We start from the raw sequence: 19207 nt of genomic DNA, 5'->3' as shown, positions 1-19207 counted from the left end.
CTGTCAGGCGGGTACGACGTCCGCGGTCGCGGGGGCGCACTGGGCCGCGTGCATCGGCATCTCGGTCAGACCGGGGTAGTAGATGTGCAGGCTGACGGCCGGTTCGAGGGAGTCGTTGACCACGTCGTGCGCGTAGCCGGGCGCGAAGACCCGCTGCGCGCCTGCGTCCAGGGCCCGGGTGGTGCGCTCGGTGCGCTCGGTCAGCCGGCCTTCCAGGACGGTCAGTACCCCGGAGGACGGGCCGTGGTCGTGGAGACCGCTGCCCTGGCCGGGCACCCAGCTGAGCAGCCAGATCTCGTAACCGGGTCCTGTACGCAGGCGGTGGTACCAGCGGGTGGTGGTGTCGTAGCGGACGAGCGGCGCCCACTGGGTGCGGTCGGTGGCGATGGAGCGGGCGAGTCCGGCGAACTCGGCCACGGTGGCGGGATGCTCGCGGGCCGGCTGGAGGAGGTGCTGGACCTCAAGGATGTCGCCGGCGATCTGCAGGTCGCTGTCGCTGTTCATGGGTGAGGTGGTTCCTCGGCATGGGGGGTGCGTGTGCGGGGTGTCTCGGGGACCGGAGAAGCCTCGGCCGCGCGGAGGGCGCAGAGAAGAAGTCCTGCGGAAGCGCTGCGGAGAGGTTCTGCGAGAGGAGCTGGATCAGAGCCGGTGCCCTGGGGGCATCAACAGCTGTGACAGCTGGAACAGCAGCAGCGGGCCTGGACAGCGGTGCGGAACCCACGGACATGGGTGGCGTACATCGCGGCGGTCGCTGGCATGCATCAAAGGTGACCGGCTGGTCCGTCGCTGTCAACCTGATGCCCGATTTGGGGGTAATGTTTCACCTCATCCGGTTACAGGCGGCGGGGAGGGGTTTATTCAGCCACCGTGGCGGAGATGTGGCGCATCAACCGCACCCCCAAACGTTGTTGAGGCTCCGTGACCCGAATGTGATCCTGATCGCTTCGGTGATCGAATCGAAACATCGGGCTGATCCTGCTCGTCTCAATCAGTGAGAAGCGGGGCGCGGTGAGACCCATGGCATATGTCAGGTTTTTGGTGATTTGCACACTTTCTGCATAGGCTTGGTTCCGCAGAGTGAATACCAGGGCCAATAGCAGATCTTCGCTTGACTGGCCTTGAGCTACACACTTGTAATTTCACTCGTGTCGTTCGGCCGCAATCAGCAACGGCTGCATCACGGGGACGCAAGAGACAGACGAGGGGCGCACATGACCGAGCTGTTCCAGCAACTGCTGGTCGAGGACGCGGACGAGGAACTCGGCTGGCAGGAGCGCGCACTGTGCGCCCAGACCGATCCCGAGTCCTTCTTTCCCGAGAAGGGCGGATCCACCCGCGAGGCCAAGAAGGTCTGTCTCGCCTGTGAGGTGCGGTCCGAATGCCTTGAATACGCCCTTTCCAATGACGAACGCTTCGGAATCTGGGGCGGCCTCTCGGAACGGGAGCGCCGCCGCCTGAAGAAGGCCGCCGTCTGACCGCGGAACCCCGCGACGACGGAACGCCTCATCGCCGGAACATCCCGGCAACCGAACATCCCGGCCACCGGATCCCCGACCACCGGACATCCGGACATCCGGACCGCGACCGACCATGGCCCGCCGCCTGCGCCCTGCCCGCAGACGACGGGCCATCGCCGTGTCCGCGCCGCGGCTCCACCACCGCCCGGCCGTCGTCCCGTTGGAGCGCTCGGCGTCGCCGCGGTGGTCCGTACCGTTAGTGTGGGGCCCCGTCCGAGACGCGCCAACGCCCCGACAGGGCGTGCGTGTACACCGATGCAGCCCCCGGGGAGACGCCCCCGGACCCGGCCGGAGGGCCCGTACCTCGATGTCCGTGCACAGCCAATCGGCGGCGCCGTACGCGGCCGCCACCGCCCCAGAGTTCCCCCGGCATGTCGTCACCGCCGTGCTCGTCTCCCACGACGGAGCCCGCTGGCTGCCCGACGCGCTCGCCGGGCTGCTCGGGCAGGAACGCCCCGTACAGAACGCCGTCGCCGCCGACACCGGCAGCGCCGACGACTCCGCGCGGCTGGTCACCGAGGCGCTCGGCGCCGAGAGGGTCCTGCACCTCGCGCGCCGTACGAGCTTCGGCACCGCCGTCGACGAGGCGACCCGCACGGCCGGCGTCCTCACCCCCGAGGAGCTGCCGTACCTGAAGCGCCCCAGCGGCTGGGACCCCGTCAGCAGGAGCTGGCGCGACGACGCCTACGACCAGCCCGAACTGCCGCACGGCGAACCGGTGCAGTGGCTCTGGCTGCTCCACGACGACTGCGCACCCGAGCCCGACGCCCTCGCCGAACTGCTGCGCGTCGCCGACGCCGACCCGCACGCCACGATCGTCGGCCCCAAGCTCCGCGGCTGGTACGACCGCAAGCAGCTGCTGGAGGTCGGCGTCTCCATCGCCAACAGCGGCCGCCGCTGGACCGGACTGGACCGCCGCGAGCAGGACCAGGGCCAGCACGACCAGGTCCGTACCGTGCTCTCCGTCTCCACCGCCGGCATGCTGATCCGCCGTGACATCTGGGAGGAGCTCGGCGGGTTCGACCGCAGGCTCCCCCTGATGCGTGACGACGTCGACCTGTGCTGGCGCGCGCATGTCGCGGGACACCGGGTGCTCGTCGCCCCCGACGCCGTCCTCAGGCACGCCGAGGCCTCCGCCCGCGAGCGGCGCCCCATCGACTGCGCGGGGCGCTCGGTCGCCTCCCCGCACCGCGTCGACAAGGCCGGAGCCGTCTACACGATGCTGGCCAACGCCCGTGCCAAGGTGCTGCCCTGGGTGCTGCTCCGGCTCGTCGTCGGCACCCTGCTGCGCACCCTCGCCTATCTCGTCGGCAAGGTGCCCGGCCAGGCCCTCGACGAGGTCGCCGGGCTCTTCGGCACCCTGCTGCGCCCCGGCAGGATCCTCGCCGCCCGGCGCAGCCGCGGCAAGGGAGCCGTCGACCAGGCCGAGTTGCGCGGCCTCTTCCCGCCGCCCGGTGCCACCGTCCGCGCCACCGTGGACCAGGTCGCCGGGAACTTCGGCAACGGCTCGGACGCCGACGCGGGCGGCTCCCGGCACGGCGCCGTGGAGTCCGGTCCCGGCGGCGACGACGCCGACTTCCTGGAGATCGAGCAGTTCGCGCGGCTCAAGCGGATCGGGCGCAAGCCGGGCCCGGTGCTCTTCGCCGTTCTGCTCCTGGTCTCGCTCGTCGCCTGCCGCGGCCTCCTCGGCGGCGGCGCGCTGGCCGGCGGCGCACTGCTGCCCGCCCCCGGCGATGTCTCCGACCTGTGGAGCAAGTACGCGGACGGCTGGCACACGGTCGGCACCGGCGGCACGCAGACCGCGCCGCCCTACCTCGCCGTGCTTTCGGCCCTGTCCGGGCTGTTCCTCGGCTCGACCGGCTTCGCGCTCACCCTGCTGCTGGTCTGTTCCGTGCCGCTCGCCGGGCTCACCGCGTACTTCGCCTCCCGGCCGCTGCTCGAATCGAGGCTGCTGCGGGCGTGGGCGAGCATCGCGTACGCCTTCCTGCCCGCCGCGACCGGAGCCCTGGCGACCGGCCGCCTCGGCACCGCCGTCCTGGCCGTCCTGCTCCCGCTGATCGCCCGTGCCGCCGTCTCCGCGTACGGCATGCGGGCCGGCGGCGACGCCCGCGGCAGCTGGCGCGCCACCTGGGCGTACACCCTGCTCCTCACCTTCGTGATGGCGTTCACGCCGATCGTCTGGCCGCTCGCGGTGGTCCTCGGCATCGGTGTGCTCGCCCTGCGCCGCGGCGACATCGCCGCGTACGGGCTCCGCTTCCTCGCCGCGATCGGCACCCCCCTGCTCGTCCTCGCGCCCTGGTCGCTCTCGCTCCTCACCAGCCCGTCCGGCTTCCTGAAGGAGGCGGGCCTGGACATCGGTACGGGTACGGCCTCCGCGCTCGACCTGCTCTCCCTCAGCCCCGGCGGCCCCAAGGCCGCGGGCAGTGTGCTGCTGCTCGGCATCGTGCTCGCCGCACTGGCCGCGCTGCTGCGCGGGGAGCGGCAGTTCGCCGTGCGCACCGCGTGGGCGGTCGCGCTCGTGGCCCTGGCCTTCGCCGCGCTGGCCAACGGTTCGGGCTGGGCGGGCCCCGCCACTCTCGTCTACGGCATGGCGCTGATCGCCGCCGCGCTGGTCGGCGCGGACGGTGCCCGGGTGCGCGTCGCCGAGCTCAGCTTCGGCTGGCGGCAGCCGGTCGCCGTGCTGATCGCTCTCGCCGCGGGGCTCGCCCCGGCGCTGGCCGCCATCGGCTGGATGATCGGTGGCGCCGCGGGCCCGCTGGAGCGCCGCGACCCGGTGCAGGTGCCCGCGTTCGTGGCTGAGGAGAGCACCACCCGCGACCAGCCGCGCACCCTGGTCCTCGGCGGCACCTCACCGGCCACCGTCGCGTACACCCTGGTACGCGGCTCCGGCGCGCGGCTCGGTGACGCCGAACTGATCGAGGCGGGCGGCAGCAACAGCCACCTCGACAAGGTCGTCGCCAACCTGGTCGCGGGCTCGGGGGCCGACCAGGGCGGCCAGCTCAGCGGCTTCGCGATCCGCTACGTACTGGTCCGCGACGGCGCTCCGAAGGAGATGAGCCGGGTCCTGGACTCGACCCCGGGGCTCAGCCGGCTGAGCCAGCTGGACGGCAGCGCGTTGTGGCGGGTCGACCGCCAGGTCGCCCGAGTCATGATCATTCCGTCCGGCGCCGAGGGGGAGCCGCTGCCCGTCGGCTCGCTCCCCGTCGAGGCGCACTCCAAGGTCCCGGCGGGCGGCCCCGGCCGCGTGCTGCGGATCGCGGACGCCGCCGACCCCGGCTGGCGGGCCACGCTCGACGGCCGGACGCTGACCCCGAAGACCGTCGACGGCTGGGCCCAGGGCTTCGAGCTCCCCGCCGAGGGCGGCACGCTGGACCTCACGTACGACACCCCGCTCACCCACACCGCCTGGATCTGGGCCCAGTCCGCCCTGGCCGTGGTCCTGCTGGTCCTCGCCCTGCCCGGCCGCCGCCGGGAGATCGACGACGACCTTCCCGAGGAGGCCGTGACGGTCCCCGCGGAGCCGGTCGCGGGCGAGGGCCGCCGGGCCCGCAGGCTGCGCGCGGCAGCCCAGGCGGAGGCGGAGGCCGGGCAGGCCGGGGACGAGCGGGCCGAAGGGGCGCCGGAGGAGGCGGGGCAGTACATCCCCGCCCAGCAGACGGGCGAGTACCCGCCCGCCGACCAGCCCACCGAGCCACAACCGCACGGAAGCGACGACCAGACCGGCTACGCCCCGCAGTCCGACGACCAGACCGGCTACGCCCCGCAGTCCGACGACCAGACCGGCTACGCCCCGCAGAGCGGCGACCAGACCGGCTACGCCCCGCAGAGCGGCGACCAGAACGCCTACACCCCGCAGGCCGACCACGACCAGACCGGCTACGCCCCGCAGGCCGACCACGACCAGTACGCGGCGGTGCCGCAGCAGCAGTACGGCGAATGGGACGCGCAGCAGTACCAGGACGCCGGCTACCAGCAGTACCAGGGCGAGCAGTACCAGGACGGTCAGTACGGCACGCAGCAGGACCACCTCGCCGCCGACCCGTACCAGCAGAACGCCTACGACCCGTACGGCTACGCCGCACAGCAGCAGTACGACCCGCAGGCCCAGGCCCAGGCCGCGTACGACCCGCAGGCCGCGTACGACCCCCAGGCCCACTACGGGCAGCAGGGCACACAACAGGGCACGCAGCAGGGCCCGTACGACCCGCAGAACCCCGACGAGAACCCCGCCCCGGGCCAGCACCCGTGGCCGACCGGTAACGCATCGCGAGGCGAGTCCGAGTGAAGTCCAGCAGCCTGTCCCTCATCGCGGGCACCGTCGCCCTCGCCGCCGTCACCGGATTCGCCGCGCTCACCGCGCCCGGCGACGGGGAGGTGGCGCAGGCGAAGGCCGCCACACGGCTGCCGGTGGAACGCTCCAGCCTGCTCTGCCCGGCCCCCGGCCTCTCGGACCTCGCGGAGACGACGTACACCTCGGTCACCCCGGCGGGCGGCAGCGGCGGTGAGGCCGGAACGGCCGAACTGCAGAACTCCACCGCCACCACGGCCGACGGCGGGAAGAAGACCGAGAAGGACCAGAAGGGCAAGAAGAAGGCGGACCCCGGAAAGCCGGTCCTCTCGCTCAAGGAGCCCGGCAAACCGGTCACCGCCGAGGCATCCGGCTCCGACGCCCCCGCGCTGGTCGGCACCGCCACCGGCCGCCTGGCCCCCGGCTGGGCCACCCAGCAGACCACCATGGTCGAGGCGGGCGGCGCCCGCGGCCTGCTCGGCGTCAGCTGCACCCGGCCCGGCACGAACTACTGGTTCCCGGCCGCGAGTACCGCGAAGTCCCGCGAGGACTACGTCCACCTGACCAACCCGGACGACACCGCGGCCGTCGCCGACATCGAGCTGTACGGCCCGGACGGCTCCCTCAAGTCCGATGTCGGCGAGGGCATCACGGTGCCCGCCCACTCCAGCGTGCCGGTCCTGATCTCCACGCTGACGAGCGAGGCCGCCGAGAACGTGACCGTGCACGTCACCACCCGTACCGGACGCGTCGGCGCGGTCGTCAGGTCCGCGGAGGACGGGGTCGGCAGCGACTGGCTGGCCGCCTCCGTCGACCCGTCGGGCACCGTGGTGCTCCCCGGCATCCCCGCGGACGCCACCTCGGTCCGGCTGGTGGCCTTCGCGCCGGGCGACGGCGATGCCGACCTGAAGGTGAAGCTGCTCGGCAAGACCGGTGCGATCTCCCCGGTCGGCCACGAGGACATCCATGTGAAGTCGCGGATGACCGCGGGCATCGACCTGAAGGACATCACCAAGGGCGAACCCGGTTCTCTCCTGCTGACCCCGGCCGGGGGCGGGAAGGGCACCCCGGTGGTCGCCGCACTGCGCGTGGTCCGCGGCACCGGCGACAAGCAGGAGGTCGCCTACATCCCGGCGACCGGCCCGGTGGGCGCGCGGGCGACCGTGGCCGACAACCGGGACAAGGGCTCGGTCCTCTCGCTCACCGCGCCGGTGGCCACCGCCACGGTGAAGGTCACCGCGTCGGCGGGCAGCGGGGGCGGCGAACAGTCCGTCAAGGAGTACACGGTCAAGGGCGGTACGACGCTGGCGGTCACCCCGCCCGTGCCGTCCGGCCTCAAGGGCGGCTACGCCCTGACGGTCGAGACGGAGTCGGGCGGCCCGGTCCACGCCGCACGTACGCTCACCGTCACGCAGAACGGCGTCCAGATGTTCACCGTGCAGACCCTGCCGGACGATCACGGCACGGTCGAGGTGCCCGCGGCCGAACAGGACCTGTCGGTCCTCGGCGACTGAGCGGGCGGTACGGGGCGGGGGCCGGAACACCGGCCTCCCCGCCCCGTACGGCTCCCGCTACTCCTGCCCGTACCGCGGATCCACGGACTCCGGCGCGAGCCCGAGCAGCTCCGCGACCTGCTCCACCACGACCTCGTGCACCAACAGGGCGCGCTCGTCGCGGTTCTTGGTACGGATCTCGACGGGCCGCCGGTAGACCACGATCTGCGCGGGCCGGCCCTTCTCCGCGGAGACCGCCCGCCCGAGCGGCACGGTCTCCTCCTGCGTACCCGGCACGTCGAGCACCATGAAGTCGACCTCGGCCAGCTGCGGCCAGCGCCGCTCCAGCCGCTCCACCGAGTCCTGCACGAGATCGCGGAAGTTCTCCGCCCTGCTGACCGAGAGCGGAACCTGGGGCGGGGCGACGGGCCCCCGCATGCCGCGGCCATGGCGGTCACGACGGCGTGGGCGCGGCTCGGGCGGGTGGGGAGGTACGGGACTGTCCATCACTGACGCAGGGTAACCCTCCACGAGGCGGGCGGATCGCCGCTCCCTGACGGAGTATCTGCATGTCCAATCCTGAACAATCCGGCCATTCAGGGGCCCGATTCAGGCCCTGCTCCTGACCGTTGATCTCTTGCTGTATGACAGCTTTTGTGTCGAGTGGTGACCGGAATCGTTGCCGGTAGAGCCTGCATTTATCCGTTCCCCCGCAGGTCAGAAGGAGTGTCCGGAAGGCGCTCGTGCCGGAGTTCACGAGGCGACACGGTGGGGTGACCTGAGGAAGAGTCGTCGCAGCCCGCTCAAGAGTGCGGTACCGTCCAACATCGTGAGCCCTGTACGTCGCTGTTCGCGCACCGCGTGCGGCCGCCCTGCCGTCGCGACACTGACGTACGTCTATGCCGACTCGACTGCGGTCCTCGGCCCGCTCGCCACCTACGCCGAGCCCCACTGCTACGACCTCTGCGCCGAGCACAGTGAGCGGCTGACGGCACCACGCGGCTGGGAGGTCGTCCGGCTCGCCGACCCCTCCGCCCCCACCCGCCCCAGCGGTGACGATCTCGAAGCGCTCGCCAATGCGGTACGGGAGGCGGCGCGGCCGCAGGACCGCGGCGCCGACGTGCGGGGCGGCGGTCCGCACGCCGCCGATCCGATGGAGGTCGCGCGCCGCGGCCACCTGAGGGTGCTGCGTTCACCGGACTCCTGAGTACGGCTGCCGCGTCTCCGGACTGCCTGAGTAGGGCTGCCGCCTCTCCGGGCTCTCGCGTACAAGCCTGCGGTCGGTCCCGGCCCGATCCGCTCCGCCGTTCCATGGTCCTGGTCCGGATGCCGCCCCGAGCACGGCGTACGAGACCGCCGGGTAGTTTGGGCGGTCCGAAGAAATCTCAGGAGGACCGGCCCGTGGCTGCTGATCTGTCGCAGATCGTGAAGGCGTACGACGTGCGCGGAGTGGTGCCCGACCAGTGGGACGAATCGCTGGCCGAACAGTTCGGTGCGGCGTTCGTCGAGGTGACGGACGCGGACGCGATCGTGATCGGGCACGACATGCGGCCCTCGTCCCCCGGCCTCTCGGGAGCCTTCGCGCGCGGAGCCGCGGCGCGCGGCGCGGACGTCACGCTCATCGGCCTCTGCTCGACCGACCAGCTGTACTTCGCCTCGGGCAGCCTGGGCCTCCCGGGCGCGATGTTCACCGCCTCGCACAACCCGGCCCAGTACAACGGCATCAAGCTCTGCCGGGCCGGCGCCGCTCCGGTGGGCCAGGACACGGGGCTCTCCGAGATCCGCGCCCTGGTCGAGCAGTGGTCCGGGACCGGAGCCCCGCAGCCGGTCGCCGCCCCCGGCACCGTGACCCGGCGCGACACCCTCACCGACTACGCGGCCCACCTGCTGTCCCTGGTCGACGTCACCTCGATCCGCCCGCTGAAGGTCGTCGTCGACGCGGGCAACGGCATGGGCGGCCACACCGTCCCCACCGTCTTCGCGGACCTGCCCGTCGACCTCGTGCCGATGTACTTCGAACTCGACGGCACCTTCCCCAACCACGAGGCCAACCCCCTCGACCCGAAGAACCTCGTCGATCTCCAGGCCCGGGTCGTGTCCGAGGGCGCCGACCTCGGCCTCGCCTTCGACGGGGACGCGGACCGCTGCTTCGTCGTCGACGAGCGGGGCGAGGGCGTCTCGCCGTCCGCGATCACCGCGCTGGTCGCGGCGAGGGAACTCGCCCGCAACGGCGGCCGGGGCACCATCATCCACAACCTGATCACCTCCCTCTCGGTCCCCGAGGTCGTCCGCGAGAACGGCGGCACCCCGGTCCGCACCCGCGTGGGCCACTCCTTCATCAAGGCGGAGATGGCCGAGCACGGCGCGATCTTCGGCGGCGAACACTCCGCGCACTACTACTTCCGCGACTTCTGGAACGCCGATACGGGCATGCTGGCCGCACTCCACGTACTGGCCGCGCTGGGCGGTCAGCCGGGCCCCCTCTCGGAGCTGGTCGCCCAGTACGACCGCTACGCCGGCTCCGGCGAGATCAACTCCACGGTCGCCGACCAGCAGGCCCGGACGGCAGCGGTACGCGCGTCCTTCGCGACCCGCGCCGGGGTCACGACCGACGACCTGGACGGCCTGACGGTCACGGCCCCGGACTGGTGGTTCAACCTCCGGGCCTCCAACACGGAACCCCTGCTCCGCCTGAACGTCGAGGCCCGCGACGAACGGACGATGACAGCGGTACGGGACGAAGTGCTGGCCCTGGTCCGAGCCCCGGAACCCCCGGCCACCTCCTGAGCCACCACCCAGCCCGCCCGGCATTCTTTTCCGGCTCCTCCGGCTCCTCCGGCTCCTCCGGCTCCTCCGGCTCCTCCGGCTCCTCCGGCTCCTCCGGCTCCTCCGGCTCCTCCGGCTCCTCCGGCTCCTCCGGCTCCTCCGGGACCCACGCCCCTGCCCCGCCCGATCGCCCCTGCCTTGCCCCGGCCGCCGAGTCCCGCCCCGGGTGTTCATTTCCAGCCCCTCCGGCGCTTGAGGAGCGGGGTCCGGGGCAGAGCCCCGGTTACGGGAAGGGGCGGGTAGGGGAACATCCCCGCCGCAGGCGCCCCACCCGCACCCTTGCTCCCCTCCACCGCACCGCACCCGACCCCCCACCCGCGGGCCCCCGGCCCGCCCCGCGCACCCCGCCCCCCGGCGGTAGGCTGACGTCGCCTGATCCGTTGTCTGAAGGGACCCGCCCCATGCCGCTCGAAGCCGGCCTCCTGGAGATCCTCGCCTGCCCGGCGTGCCACTCCCCGCTCGACGACCGGTCGGCAGCCGACAGCCCCGAGCTGGTCTGCACCGGCAAGGACTGCGGCCTGGCCTACCCGGTACGGGACGGCATCCCCGTCCTCCTCGTCGACGAGGCCCGCCGCCCCGCGTAGCGGCGCCCGCCACCCGCGTAACGGCGCCCAGGTCCGCAACGGCACCCGCCGCCCACACCCCGCACGGTGATCAGCACGTGATCGGAGGACCGCTCCCATGCTCGACGAGTCGCTGCTCGACGCCCCGGAAGCCCTGGCCCGAGCAGACCGCCGCGGCCTGCTCCGCGGCGCCGCCGAGGCCGGGGCCCGGGTCCGTACCGCCGCCCGGCACGCCGCCGAGGCGGGGGTCGCCGAACTGAACCCCGAGGGCCGCCCCCGTGCCGTACTGGTCGCGGGCTCCGGCACCGCCGCGTCCGGCGTCGCCGACCTGATCACCGCACTGGCAGGCGCCTCCGCGCCCGTCACCCGCATCCACCCCACCGGGGTCGCTCCCGCGGCGGGCGCCATGCGCTGGACGCTGCCCGGCTGGGCCGGCTCCGTGGACCTGCTGCTGATCGTCACGGCGGACGGCTCCGAGCCGGGCCTCGCCCTCCTCGCCGAACAGGCGTACCGCCGGGGCTGCAGCGTCGTCGCCGTCACCCCCCGCCAGTCACCGCTGCGCGAGGCGATCGACGGTGCGCACGGACTCGTCGTACCGATGGCCTCCGCCCCGCACGGCGAGTACGACGCCGAGACATCGGCCGCGGGACCGGGCACGCTCTGGGCCCTGTTCACCCCGCTGCTCGCGCTGCTGGACCGGGTCGGCCTGCTCACCGCGTCCGCCGAGGCGCTGCAGAGCGTCGCCGACCGCCTGGACCGCACCGCGGAACGCTGCGGTCCGGCCATCGCCACGTACAGCAACCCGGCCAAGACCCTCGCGGCCGAACTCGCCGACAGCCTGCCCCTCATCTGGACGGAGGGCGAAGCCGCCGCCCCGGTCGGCCGCCGGTTCGCCGCCGTCCTGGCCGAGCTGGCCGGCCGCCCCGCCCTGGCCGCCGAACTGCCCGAGGCGCTTCCCGCCCACGGCACACTGCTGGCGGGCACCTTCGCCGCCGGGGCCGACCCCGACGACTTCTTCCGCGACCGGGTCGACGAGCCGGAGCCGCTGCACGCCCGCGTCGTACTCCTCCGCGACCGCCCCACCGGCGGCCTGAGCGCGGCCCCCGCCGCCCGCGAACTGGCCCTCGGCCACGACACGGCGATCAGCGAACTCGAACCCGACGAGGGCACCGAGCTCGAAGCCCTCGCCGAACTGCTCGCGGTCACCGACTTCGCCGCCGTCTACCTGGCACTCGCATCGGCAGCAGGAGCCTGACCCGCCGATCCGCCTGACCCGCCGCACCGCCCGACCAGGAGCACCCGCACCCGGGACCCACACCAGAGCCCCACCCCCGAGCATCCCCCCTTGAGCACAGCATCCCCGATCCACGCATCTCACAAGGACGAACACCATGGACCGGCTCTCCAACACCGTGCGCCCTTACGCCTGGGGCTCCACCACCGCCATCCCCGAACTGCTCGGCACCGCCCCCACCGGCGAGCCCCAGGCCGAGATGTGGATGGGCGCCCACCCCGGCGCCCCCTCGCGCCTCACCCGCATAACCGGCACCGGGGAGGCCGGCACCGAACAGCCCCTCACCGAGGTCATCGCCGCCGACCCCGAGCGCGAACTGGGCCGGGCCACCGTCGAGAAGTTCGGCCCCCGCCTCCCCTTCCTCCTCAAACTCCTCGCCGCCGGCGCCCCCCTCTCCCTCCAGGTCCACCCCGATCTCGCCCAGGCCAAGCGGGGGTACGAGGACGAGGAGCGCCGGTCCGTCCCGATCGACGCGCCCCACCGCACGTACAAGGACGCCAACCACAAGCCCGAGCTGATCTGCGCGCTCACCCCCTTCGCCGGCCTGTGCGGCTTCCGCCGGCCCACCGAGGCGGCCGAGGCGATGGCCGCACTCGGCGTCGACTCCCTCAAGCCGTACGTCGACCTGCTCGGCGCCCACCCCGAAGAGGCCGCCCTGCGCGAGGTCCTCACCGCGATCCTCGGCGCCGACCCCGCGGAGATGGCCGGAACGGTCGACCTGGCCGCGGCCGCCGCCGAACGCCTCGGCGGTGCCCACGCCCCGTACGCCCGGATCGCCCACCACTTCCCCGGCGACCCCGGCGTCATCGCGGCGATGCTGCTGAACTACGTGGAACTCCAGCCCGGCGAAGCCCTGTTCCTCGGCGCGGGCGTCCCGCACGCCTATCTCGACGGCCTCGGCGTCGAGATCATGGCCAACTCGGACAACGTGCTGCGCTGCGGACTCACGCCCAAGCACATCGACGTACCCGAACTGCTGCGCATCGTCCGCTTCGAGGCCACCGAGCCCGGGGTCCTGCGCCCCGAAGCGTCCCCGTCCGGCGAGGAGCTGTACGAGGCGCCCGTGGACGAATTCCGCCTCTCGCGCTTCGACCTCTCGCCCGGCGCCGCCCCCGTCGACCTGACCCGGGACACCCCCCAGATCCTGCTCTGCACCGGGGGAGCCCCCAAGGCGGGCGGACTCGATCTCGCCCCCGGCGACTCCGTCTTCGTACCCTCCGGCGAAAAGGCCGAAGTGTCCGGTACGGGAACCCTGTTCCGCGCCACAGTGGTGGCCTGACGTACCGTCCGCCCCAGCGACTGCAACAATGTCCGGCCGTACCGCGGCGCCAGGGCCGCAGCACCGAAGAAGGGACACCAGGCACCCATGAGTGCGTCAGGCGGAACCAAGGCGATCGTGGCGGCACTCGGCGCCAACCTCGCGATCGCAGTGGCCAAATTCGTGGCGTTCCTGTTCAGTGGCTCGTCATCGATGCTCGCGGAGAGCGTCCACTCGGTCGCCGACTCGGGCAACCAGGGCCTCCTGCTGCTCGGCGGCAAGAAGGCCCAGCGCGAGGCCACCCCCCAGCACCCCTTCGGCTACGGCCGCGAGCGCTACATCTACGCATTCCTCGTCTCCATCGTGCTCTTCTCGGTCGGTGGCATGTTCGCGGTGTACGAGGGCTACGAGAAGATCAAGCACCCGCACGAGATCGAAGCCTGGTACTGGCCGGTCGGCGTGCTGGTCTTCGCGATCATCGCCGAGGGCTTCTCCTTCCGTACGGCCATCAAGGAGTCCAACGAGACCCGCGGATCGCTCTCCTGGCGGGAGTTCATCCGCCGTGCGAAGGCCCCCGAGCTCCCCGTCGTGCTCCTGGAGGACTTCGGCGCGCTGATCGGTCTGGTGCTCGCCCTCGCGGGCGTCGGCCTGGCCCTCGCGACCGGCGACGGCGTCTGGGACGGCATCGGCACCCTCTGCATCGGTGTCCTGCTGATCATCATTGCGATCGTGCTCGCCGCCGAGACCAAGTCCCTCCTGCTCGGCGAGGCAGCCGGTGCCGACCAGGTCGAGAAGATCAAGGCCGCGGTCGTCGACGGCGACACCGTCACCGGCGTGATCCACATGCGCACGCTCCACCTCGGCCCGGAGGAACTGCTCGTCGCCGCCAAGATCGCGGTGCAGCACGACGACACGGCCACCGAGGTCGCCAACGCCATCAACGCCGCCGAGAACCGGATCCGTGCGGCGGTCCCGATCGCCCGGGTCATCTATCTGGAACCGGACATCTACAGCGAGGCCGCCGCCGCAGCCGGCACCAACCCGGGCAAGGCCCCCGGCGACACCCCGGACGGGACCGACACCACCGACGGGACCGACGACGGCACTCCGGACACCCCGACGAAATCCGGCCACTGACCACCCCGCCCCACGACCCCCTCCACCCACGGCATCCCTCCCGTAATCCTTCCCGCAATCCCTCCCGCTTCCGGTCCCGAGGCAGACTGGGAGCGGCTGGGCCGATCGGTGTAGATTCGAGGGCAGTGTCAGACGTCGCTGCTGATGGCGGTCGATCGGTCCGTATGCGCGGACCGGCCGAGGGAGAGAGGGCCTCCGACGGACTGCGCTGCGAGTGTCCGGGCATTCGTGTGCCCGCCGCCGCAGCCATCCGTGCCCCACCTCGACCCATTACGAGGAGCAGCCCGTTATGACGACGGTCGCCAATCGACAGGACTTCAAGGTCGCCGACCTCTCCCTCGCGGCGTTCGGCCGTAAGGAGATCACCCTCGCCGAGCACGAGATGCCCGGCCTGATGTCGATCCGCAAGGAGTACGCCGCAGCGCAGCCGCTGGCCGGCGCCCGCATCACCGGTTCGCTGCACATGACCGTGCAGACGGCCGTGCTGATCGAGACCCTGGTCGCCCTCGGCGCCGAGGTCCGCTGGGCCTCCTGCAACATCTTCTCCACCCAGGACCACGCCGCCGCGGCCATCGCCGTCGGCCCCGAGGGCACCCCGGAGGCCCCGGCGGGCGTCCCGGTCTTCGCCTGGAAGGGCGAGACGCTGGAGGAATACTGGTGGTGCACGGAGCAGGCCTTGACCTGGCCGAACACCCCCACCGGCGGCCCGAACATGATCCTCGACGACGGTGGTGACGCCACCCTCCTCGTCCACAAGGGCGTCGAGTTCGAGAAGGCCGGCGCCGCCCCGGACCCGTCGACCGCGGACAGCGAGGAGTACGCGTACATCCTCACGCTGCTGAACCGCACCCTCGGCGAGTCCCCGCAGAAGTGGACCCAGCTGGCGTCCGACATCCGCGGCGTCACCGAAGAGACCACGACCGGTGTGCACCGGCTTTACGAGATGCACCGCGACGGCACCCTCCTCTTCCCGGCGATCAACGTCAACGACGCCGTCACCAAGTCCAAGTTCGACAACAAGTACGGCTGCCGCCACTCGCTGATCGACGGCATCAACCGCGCCACGGACGTCCTGATCGGTGGCAAGACCGCCGTCGTCTGCGGCTACGGTGACGTGGGCAAGGGCTGCGCGGAGTCCCTGCGCGGCCAGGGCGCCCGGGTGATCGTCACGGAGATCGACCCGATCTGCGCCCTGCAGGCGGCGATGGACGGCTACCAGGTCGCCACCCTCGACGACGTCGTCGGCCAGGCCGACATCTTCGTCACCACCACGGGCAACAAGGACATCATCATGGCCGCCGACATGGCCAAGATGAAGCACCAGGCCATCGTCGGGAACATCGGCCACTTCGACAACGAGATCGACATGGCCGGCCTGGCGCAGATCGACGGCATCGTCAAGGACGAGGTCAAGCCGCAGGTCCACACCTGGACGTTCCCCGACGGCAAGGTCCTCATCGTGCTGTCCGAGGGCCGCCTGCTGAACCTGGGCAACGCCACCGGCCACCCCTCGTTCGTCATGTCCAACTCGTTCGCGGACCAGACCCTGGCCCAGATCGAGCTGTTCACCAAGCCCGAGGAGTACCCGACCGACGTCTACGTGCTGCCCAAGCACCTGGACGAGAAGGTCGCCCGCCTCCACCTCGACGCGCTCGGCGTGAAGCTCACGACGCTCCGCCCCGAGCAGGCCGCGTACATCGGCGTCGAGGTCGACGGCCCGTACAAGCCCGACCACTACCGCTACTGATCCCGCCCATCAGCGACCGAGCACGTCACCACCGGTCAGTGACGACCGGCCGCTGACAGACGGAACAGCCTCAGCAGCAGCTACGAGCGCAGGCCCCCGCACCCCCGTGTCGGGGGCCTGCCCCGTACCGCGCCCGCTCAGCCCGAGGAACCCCGAAGGACCCCATGCCCCGCGGCCGATATTCGCTCCACGATCTCCACGATCACACCCCCCTCGGCGACGAACACTTCCAGTGCGCACCCGGTCCCTCCGGCTGGCGCTACCTCTCCCGGACCACCACCCCTTCCGGTGACCACCTCGGCTCGGTCGACCTCACCCTCGACGAACTCGGCCGTCCCATCCGCCTCGAACTCCATGCCGCGAGCTGGCAGGTCCGCGGTGCCGCCCTCGAAGGCGTCACCTGGGTCCGTACCGATCCGACCGGCACACATGCCACCGAAGGCAATGTCCGCGCCCACGCCTTCACCGGCACATCCCCCGCGTTCCTCGTCGCGACCGCACGACTGCTGCGCCTCACCCCCGATTCCCCCGCGACGCGCGTCCGCCTGGTCGCCTTCACCGACCCGGTCCTCGCACCCCGCACCGTCGACCAGTCCTGGGCCCTGGTGAACAGTGAAGCGCACGCCACTGACAACGGCCCCCTGAACGTGGACGAGTACCAGGTCAGCGCCCTGGACACCGGCGAGCAGCACACCGTTCACATCGCCGGAGACGTGGTCCTCTCGGCCCCTGGCATCGAGCTCGAAGACCTGGATTCCCCGCCCTCGTCGTTCTAGGCGGGCGGCGCGAACCCCGTGGGGGCAGGAGGCACCTGACCGTCGTCCGTCCCCGCAGGCGGCACGGGCGCACCCGCCCCGACAGCCTCCGCGGAAGGCACGGCCGCGACCGGCACCCAAGCCCCGGCCCCCTTTACCGGAGCTCCGCCCACCGGTTGCCCCGCCGACCCCTCGAAACCACCGCGAGCTGCCCCGTCCCGGGCGGCGGCGAACACCTTCCGGGCATCCCGCGCCTGCCGCTCGTTCACCACCGCCGCCAGATACGCCCCGGCCGGCACCCCAGCCGGAACGGGGACCCCGGTCCGCTCGGCCAACTCCCCGGCCAGCCGCTCCGCCATCGACCGGCCCACCTGCGCATCGAGCTGATGCATACGGGTCAGGTACTGCCGCACGGCCAGCCACAGCGAGTCCGGCACCGCCGACAGATCCAGCCCGGCGAACCGCCCGACCAGCCACGGCGGCGGAGGCGGCACGGCGACCGCCCGTCCCGCGGGCACCCGTTCCCGTACGACGAGCGTCCCCGCGAACACATCCCCGAGGCGCCGCCCCCGCGCCGACACCAGCGAGGCGATGCACGCGACGACCCCGAGCGTCATCAGGATCTCGACGACCCCCATCGCCCCGCGCACCAGCGCATGCCGGAACCGGATCGGCCCCCCGTCGTCCCGGACCACCCGCAGCCCGCACGCCAGCTTCCCCGGCGAACGCCCGTGGCTGAGCGTCTCCACCGCGATGGGCCCGCCCACCAGCACCAGCAGAAAGGCCGCCACGGACACCGCCGCGAACGCCGCGTCGTCCAGGCTCGCCGTCGCGAACGCCAGCCCGATCGACACCAGGACGAACATCGCCCCCACCACGGCGAGATCGATGGCCAGCGCCAGCGCCCGACTCGGCAGCTTCGCCGGCCTCAGCCCCAGCACGACCGCGTCCCCGGTCACCAGCTCACTCATCGCCGCCCCACCCTTCGCCGACCATCCCTGCCCCTCGGGGCCTCAGTCTGCCAAGCTGACCCGCAGCGCGCCGCCGTAGTACGAACCCGTACGCACCCATGCCTGGAGCAGCAGCCGATCATGGATCTCGATGTCTTCGTGACGACCCACCGCACCGAGTGGGACCGCCTGGACCATCTCCTGCACCGCGGGCGCCGACTCACCGGCACGGAAGCGGACGAACTCGTCGAGCTCTACCAGCGCACGGCCACCCATCTCTCGCTCCTCCAGTCCAGCGCTCCGGACCCGATGCTCACGGCACGCCTCACCCAGCTCGTGGCCCGCGCCCGAGCCACGGTCACCGGCACCCGCCGAGCCTCCTGGCGCGACGCCACACGCTTTCTCACCGCCGGTTTCCCCGCCGCCGTCTACCGGTCGAGGCACTGGTGGATACCCACCGCGGTTCTCTCCACCGTGCTGGCGGCAGTCATCGGCTGGTGGATCGGTACGCATCCGGAAGTCCAGTCGGCCATCGCAGCTCCGGACGATCTCCGTCGCCTGACCAGTCCGGGCGGGGAGTACGAGACGTATTACTCCAGCCACCCGGCCGCCTCGTTCGCCGCCCAGGTGTGGACGAACAACGCCCAGGCCGCAGCCATGTGCCTGGTCCTGGGAGCGTTCCTCGGCATCCCGGTGATCTGGATCCTGTTCCTCAACGTGCTCAACGTCGGGGTCGGCATCGGCCTGATGTCGTCGGTCGGCCGGCTCGACACCTTCCTCGGGCTGATCCTCCCCCACGGCCTGCTCGAACTCACCGCCGTCTTCGTCGCCGCGGGCACGGGCCTGCGCCTCGGCTGGACGGTCATCGACCCGGGCCCGCTGAGCCGGCGCTCAGCCCTCGCACAGCAGGGCCGGGCCGCGATCGGCATGGCCGTCGGTCTCGCGCTGGTCCTCTTCGTCTCCGGCGTCATCGAAGGCTTCGTCACTCCCTCCGGCCTTCCCACCTGGGGACGCATCACCATCGGCATCGTGGCCGAGCTGGTCTTCCTCGGCTATGTCTACGTCCTGGGCGGCCGAGCCGCGCGAGCCGGTGACGGCGGCGACATCGATCCCATGGAGCGCAGCGCCGAGCTCCCGGTCGCGGCCTGATGTGCATACGACCCCGCTGACCTGCTAGTCTCCTCCTCGCCCCAAAAAGCCATTGACATGGCTTGCGCGGGGAGGTAGATTTTAACGGTTGCCTCGGACTGGACAAGTTCGGGCCCAGCAGTTAGTGTCTACCTCGCTCTCAACGGAAATGAATTTCCGCAGAGCCATCGATTCCTTACTCTGAATCAAGAAGCCGATTTTTCGGCCGAATGTTTCTGATAAAGTCGAAT

The 19207-nt window shown here is 71.8% G+C and carries 15 protein-coding genes; 12 read left to right on the top strand and 3 right to left on the bottom strand.

The genetic code is table 11. From position 1 onward, the window contains the following. Positions 1–3: 3 nt before the first annotated feature. Positions 4–504 (bottom strand): cysteine dioxygenase, encoded by a 501-nt coding sequence (locus tag GA0115234_RS24985; protein WP_093545712.1) that lies wholly within the window; start codon positions 502–504, stop codon positions 4–6. Between the two features lie 707 nt (positions 505–1211). On the opposite strand from GA0115234_RS24985, the gene GA0115234_RS24975 reads away from it, so the two are divergent. The 3 genes from GA0115234_RS24975 to GA0115234_RS24965 all read left to right on the top strand — a co-directional run bounded on the left by GA0115234_RS24975 (position 1212) and on the right by GA0115234_RS24965 (position 7319). Continuing rightward, on the top strand, positions 1212–1475 hold the full coding sequence (locus tag GA0115234_RS24975; protein WP_030927001.1) for a WhiB family transcriptional regulator: 264 nt from the start codon (positions 1212–1214) through the stop codon (positions 1473–1475). Between the two features lie 349 nt (positions 1476–1824). After that, the gene (locus GA0115234_RS24970; RefSeq protein ID WP_093545709.1) at positions 1825–5802 is read left to right on the top strand and encodes a glycosyltransferase; all 3978 of its coding nucleotides are present in this window, start codon (positions 1825–1827) and stop codon (positions 5800–5802) included. After that, positions 5799–7319, top strand: a complete 1521-nt coding sequence (locus tag GA0115234_RS24965) for a DUF5719 family protein (protein WP_093545706.1) — start codon at positions 5799–5801, stop codon at positions 7317–7319. The genes GA0115234_RS24970 and GA0115234_RS24965 overlap by 4 nt, the downstream gene beginning before the upstream one ends. A 57-nt stretch (positions 7320–7376) precedes the next feature. Here GA0115234_RS24965 and GA0115234_RS24960 read toward each other — a convergent pair whose 3' ends face one another. After that, the gene (locus GA0115234_RS24960) at positions 7377–7805 is read right to left on the bottom strand and encodes a metallopeptidase family protein (RefSeq protein WP_093545703.1); all 429 of its coding nucleotides are present in this window, start codon (positions 7803–7805) and stop codon (positions 7377–7379) included. Positions 7806–8127: 322 nt separating this feature from the next. On the opposite strand from GA0115234_RS24960, the gene GA0115234_RS24955 reads away from it, so the two are divergent. The 8 genes from GA0115234_RS24955 to GA0115234_RS24915 all read left to right on the top strand — a co-directional run bounded on the left by GA0115234_RS24955 (position 8128) and on the right by GA0115234_RS24915 (position 16899). Continuing rightward, positions 8128–8505, top strand: coding sequence for a DUF3499 domain-containing protein (locus GA0115234_RS24955; RefSeq protein WP_218107194.1), 378 nt, complete (start codon positions 8128–8130; stop codon positions 8503–8505). Positions 8506–8699: 194 nt separating this feature from the next. After that, a complete protein-coding gene (locus GA0115234_RS24950) occupies positions 8700–10085 on the top strand; it encodes a phosphomannomutase/phosphoglucomutase (RefSeq protein ID WP_093545701.1) in 1386 nt (461 codons plus the stop codon). Between the two features lie 440 nt (positions 10086–10525). Further along, entirely contained in the window at positions 10526–10708 is a 183-nt protein-coding gene (locus GA0115234_RS24940) for a Trm112 family protein (protein WP_018552946.1), read from the top strand. 97 nt (positions 10709–10805) lie between these two features. Further along, positions 10806–11942, top strand: a complete 1137-nt coding sequence (locus GA0115234_RS24935; protein WP_093545698.1) for an SIS domain-containing protein — start codon at positions 10806–10808, stop codon at positions 11940–11942. Between the two features lie 136 nt (positions 11943–12078). Continuing rightward, positions 12079–13260, top strand: coding sequence for a mannose-6-phosphate isomerase, class I (manA, locus tag GA0115234_RS24930; RefSeq protein ID WP_093545695.1), 1182 nt, complete (start codon positions 12079–12081; stop codon positions 13258–13260). An 87-nt stretch (positions 13261–13347) separates the two neighbouring features. Continuing rightward, positions 13348–14376: a cation diffusion facilitator family transporter gene (locus GA0115234_RS24925; RefSeq protein ID WP_237541712.1), complete on the top strand. Its 1029-nt coding sequence runs from the start codon at positions 13348–13350 to the stop codon at positions 14374–14376. Between the two features lie 289 nt (positions 14377–14665). Then, a complete protein-coding gene (ahcY, locus tag GA0115234_RS24920) occupies positions 14666–16123 on the top strand; it encodes an adenosylhomocysteinase (protein ID WP_093545692.1) in 1458 nt (485 codons plus the stop codon). A 164-nt stretch (positions 16124–16287) separates the two neighbouring features. Next, on the top strand, positions 16288–16899 hold the full coding sequence (locus tag GA0115234_RS24915; protein WP_093545689.1) for a hypothetical protein: 612 nt from the start codon (positions 16288–16290) through the stop codon (positions 16897–16899). Here the strand turns inward: GA0115234_RS24915 and GA0115234_RS24910 are convergent. Further along, positions 16896–17849: an RDD family protein gene (locus GA0115234_RS24910; RefSeq protein WP_237541711.1), complete on the bottom strand. Its 954-nt coding sequence runs from the start codon at positions 17847–17849 to the stop codon at positions 16896–16898. The two genes, GA0115234_RS24915 and GA0115234_RS24910, sit on opposite strands and share 4 nt — an antisense overlap. Before the next feature lie 120 nt (positions 17850–17969). Here GA0115234_RS24910 and GA0115234_RS24905 point away from each other — a divergent pair, with 120 nt between their 5' ends. Continuing rightward, positions 17970–18977 (top strand): stage II sporulation protein M, encoded by a 1008-nt coding sequence (locus tag GA0115234_RS24905; protein ID WP_093545686.1) that lies wholly within the window; start codon positions 17970–17972, stop codon positions 18975–18977. Positions 18978–19207: the final 230 nt, after the last annotated feature.

The sequence above is a fragment of the Streptomyces sp. DvalAA-43 genome (genome assembly GCF_900091725.1).
GTDB lineage: Bacteria > Actinomycetota > Actinomycetes > Streptomycetales > Streptomycetaceae > Streptomyces > Streptomyces pulveraceus.
This window is presented reverse-complemented; position numbering and strand designations above follow the sequence as displayed.